A 4,475-nucleotide genomic window follows, 5' to 3' on the forward strand; every position below is an offset into this window, starting at 1 on the left:
ATGTACGACTAATCCCCCATTTTCAATAGAGTACTTCTCTGCGTCCTTATGAGAGCCTTCCTTTAATGGTACTGTATCATCTAGGAAGTCCTTAGCCATTGAAATAACCTGATCACCACGCACTGGATTATATTCTGTACCCTTTTCAGCACCATTGTCTTCTGAAATCACATCTGTTCCATATAATGCATCATATAAACTTCCCCAACGAGCATTAGCAGCATTTAATGCATAACGTGCGTTGTTAACAGGAACGACAAGTTGCGGACCAGCTTGTAGGGCTATTTCTGCATCWACATTCTCTGTTGTAATTTCAAAGTCCTCCACTTTCGGTTCAAGGTAACCGATCTCTTGTAAGAAAGATTTGTAACTTGCAAAATTAACATTCTCTTTATTTTCCTTATGCCAGTTATGGATTTTTTGTTGCAGCTCATGACGACGCTCTATTAATTCCTTATTTTCTGGAGCGAATTCAGAAATTAATGTCTCTAAGTTAGCCCAGAATTCTTCACTTGTAAGTCCACTTTCCGGTAATGCCTTGGTATTAATAAATTGATAGAGCACTGAAGCTACTTTCAAATTCCCAACTTTAATATAGTCTSTCATAGTGTTAGCCCTCCTTGAATTCTGTTCCATTTTTACCTATTTCAATACCCAAGACTGTTATATAACATTGCGKTTTTATTATATAACATAATAGATTAAAAATAAAGAATTCTGAAAACATATTAGTTGAAAATTTGTTAAATAGGAATTTTATTGAATCTAATTTTTAACCAAGCCTATTAATTTTTAAAACCATCTAACCTTATAAAAAACATCTTTAGAAATTCATAAAATAAATTTTCTGCCGGAAGTAACTGACGTTCACTTGATCTAATCACCCCTACTGTACGTGGTACTGTAGGCTCTACGATTGGTATTTTAACCGTAGTATGAGGGATATTATCCACTAGTGTAATTTCTGGTATTAATGTAATACCTAAACCTGCGGATACCAGCCCTTTTAAGGCATCAATATCATCACCTTCAAATGAAACTTTTGGCTTAAATCCAAGGCTAGAACAAGCATTGATAATCAGTTCTCGCAAAATATATCCATCTGGCAATAAAATAATTGATTCCTCTTTTAGTTGATTTAATTTTAACGATGTATGATTGGCTAGCGGATGATTTATGGGTAGAAGTGCAACGATATTTTCGGTAAATAAAATATCACTTTTTACCTTGGGGTCGTTCTTGGGCACTGGACCAATCAAGGCCATATTAAAGTCTCCATTTACTACCCCATCTATGAGGGCGCGATAAGAGGCTTGTTTGAGCTGAAACTTCACCTTAGGGTATTTTGTTCGAAAGGAAACAATTGCAGTGGGCAATGTATATGCTGCCATACTAATTGGGAAAGCAATTCGAATTGTCCCTTGTTCCGGATCTAAGTATTCTTCTACTTCTAACCTCGCATTATCAATAACATTCATTGCTTGATTCATTCGATTAAGAAATACTTTTCCAATCGGTGTGAGTTTAACCCTCCGTCCCTCTCTTATAAACAAATCAACACCTAATTCCGTTTCTAAATTAACAATTTGACGGCTCACAGCGGATTGAGCTACATGCAAAGCATCTGCAGCCTCTGTTACATGCTCTCGTTTCGCTACTTCCATAAAGTATTTAATTTGCCTTAACTCCATTACACTCACCTCCAGTTACGATTCATCTCATTTTGGCATTGAATCTATCTATTTTCAATATTGTTTAGATCATTTATAAATAATAAAATMCACTATAAGAGAAAATCTAACAATAAGAGGAAAAATATGCTTCATTATTTTTAAATTGGAGGAGAGATAAGATGGCAACACTTGAAAAAGTACTTGATCTAAAACTTGAAGCGGCTAAAGGTTATGTAGATGATGTATTTAACATGGTTCAACTACGAAATCCAAATGAAAATGAATTTCATCAGGCAGTTAAAGAAGTTTTTGATTCCTTGATCCCTGTATTAGCTAAACACCCATCCTATATTGAGCATGGGATCCTTGAGAGAATGGTGGAACCTGAAAGGGTTATTAGTTTTCAAGTTCCTTGGGTAGATGACCAAGGAAAAGTGCATGTAAATCGTGGATTTCGTGTCCAGTTTAACAGTGCAATTGGTCCTTACAAAGGTGGGMTCCGTTTTCACCCTTCGGTTAATGCCAGCATCGTTAAATTTCTTGGCTTTGAACAAATCTTTAAAAATTCCTTAACCGGGCAACCAATTGGCGGTGGAAAAGGTGGATCAGATTTTGATCCAAAAGGAAAATCTGATGGAGAGATTATGCGATTCACTCAAAGTTTCATGAGCGAACTATGCAAGCATATCGGCCCAAATATTGATGTTCCTGCAGGTGATATTGGGGTCGGTGCAAGAGAAATTGGATATATGTTTGGTCAGTATAAAAAAATTCGCGGACATTATGAAGCTGGGGTATTAACAGGTAAAGGATTTTCTTATGGTGGTAGTTTAGGAAGAAAAGAAGCGACGGGATATGGGACAGTTTACTTTGTAGAAGAAATGCTAAAAGATAGGGGACTTAGCTTTAAAAATAAAACCGTCGTTGTTTCCGGGTCTGGGAATGTCTCCATATATGCTATTGAAAAAGCTACTAGGTTAGGAGCAAAAGTAGTAGCATGCAGTGACTCAAGTGGATATATTTATGATACAGACGGTATTAACCTATCTACCGTTAAACGTTTAAAAGAAGTTGAGAATAAACGAATTAGTGAATATGTAAAAGAGCATCCTAACACACAATTTATTGAAGGTTGTTCAGCTATATGGTCGATTCCTTGTGACATCGCTCTGCCTTGCGCTACGCAAAATGAAATCGATGATATAGCTGCAAGAACACTCATTTCTAATGGAGTTGTTGCTGTTGGTGAAGGTGCCAACATGCCATGTACCTTAGAAGCAATTGAAATATTTCTAGAAAATGGTATTCTTTTTGGTCCAGCCAAAGCAGTAAATGCTGGCGGGGTCGCTGTGTCCGCTTTAGAAATGGCTCAAAACAGCATGCGACTTTCTTGGTCATTTGATGAGGTTGACCAAAAAMTACAGCAGATCATGAAGGACATCTATCGAAATAGTATGAATGCTGCTGATGAGTATGACGCTCCAGGAAACCTTGTGATCGGGGCTAATATTGCAGGATTTAAAAAGGTAGCTGATGCCATGATTTCTCAAGGAGTTATTTAGAAACTAGCTGATAARAAGTTGCTTCTACCATATCTTTTAAATTCAAAAACTATATAAGAGATATTTAACCAACTAACGCGCCTTCACCTATCGGAGAAGGCGCGTTTTTACTTTCTTTCAAGAAGCTATCTAGGAATTGCCTTTCTTAAAAAGGACTAACTAATCTGCTTTCTTTATAAGGGACAAAACTATCTATTTCCTTAGTCAAGGTCATAATTTTATTAAAAAATAATAGAAAGTGCCTGTTATATGTTTTAAAGGTTTCTTATATAGGTATATACGAGTTAGGRATTATATTCTTATAATATTAGTTTATGAAGAACTTAATAAGGAGAACAGGAGGTTTTTTTTGAGTAAAGGAAGAAAAAATATAAGCAAAGAACACTTGATAGATTACAAGATATTTGTGCCATCTTTGCTTATTATCATTGCTTTTAGTATCCCCTTTTCAATTTATGAATCACGTTCTTTAGATTTGTTAAATTGGATATTCGATACGATTGTGGAGATTTTTAGTTGGGGATACATTTGGTATGGAATTATTTTATTAGGTGCCGGATTATACATTTCGTTTTCTAAGTACGGAAAAGTCGTTTTAGGCGATCCAAAAGAGAAGCCACGATTTACTTTGTTCGAATATGCTTCAATCTTGATAGCAATGGGTGTTGGCTCCACTATTATGCGGACAGGGATGGTACAATGGTCATCCGTTGCTTTAGATCCTCCTTTTGGGATAGAAGCTCAGTCTTCAGAAGCTTTGCTGATGGGAAATGCTTATAGTATGTTCCTGTGGAGTTTCCAAGTATTTGCTATTTTCGTTATGGCAGCACCCGCTATGGGATATATCTTACATGTTCGTAAACGTCCGCTGATGAGAATTTCTGAAGCGTGCCGGTGCATCTTTGGGGATCATTTTACAGATGGTTTAGGCGGTAAATTCCTAGACATGATCTTTCTTGTGAGTATACTCWCAGGGGCAGCGGTAACCTTAGGGCTAGGAACGCCTATTGTCACTTATAATTTGGCTAAATTATTCTCAATCGAAGTGACTTTTGGATTGACTTTGATCGTAACCATCATCTGGGTCATTCTATTCTCAATGAGTGCTTTCTTAGGTATAGAAAAAGGTATTAAAAGATTAAGTACCTTTAATATGTATCTTGCAGGCGCATTTGCTTTATTCATCTTGATAGCAGGACCTGGTATCTTCATACTTGATTATTTTACAGAGAGTGTCGGT

Annotated in this window: 3 protein-coding genes and 1 pseudogene; 2 read left to right on the plus strand and 2 right to left on the minus strand. The window is 36.4% G+C overall.

The window, feature by feature from the left end; genetic code table 11:
• Both AB685_RS26835 and AB685_RS26840 read right to left on the minus strand, forming a co-directional pair.
• Positions 1-606: pseudogene (locus AB685_RS26835) on the minus strand (malate synthase G); the annotation flags it as partial.
• Positions 607-785: 179 nt separating this feature from the next.
• Positions 786-1,691 (minus strand): LysR family transcriptional regulator, encoded by a 906-nt coding sequence (locus tag AB685_RS26840; protein ID WP_047973653.1) that lies wholly within the window; start codon positions 1,689-1,691, stop codon positions 786-788.
• A gap of 161 nt (positions 1,692-1,852) precedes the next feature.
• On the opposite strand from AB685_RS26840, the gene gdhA reads away from it, so the two are divergent.
• Entirely contained in the window at positions 1,853-3,235 is a 1,383-nt protein-coding gene (gdhA, locus tag AB685_RS26845; protein ID WP_047973654.1) for an NADP-specific glutamate dehydrogenase, read from the plus strand.
• A gap of 349 nt (positions 3,236-3,584) precedes the next feature.
• Positions 3,585-4,475, plus strand: an 891-nt coding sequence (locus AB685_RS26850; RefSeq protein WP_047973655.1) for a BCCT family transporter, incomplete at its 3' end; no start/stop codon positions are given.

This window comes from Bacillus sp. LL01 (assembly GCF_001037965.1).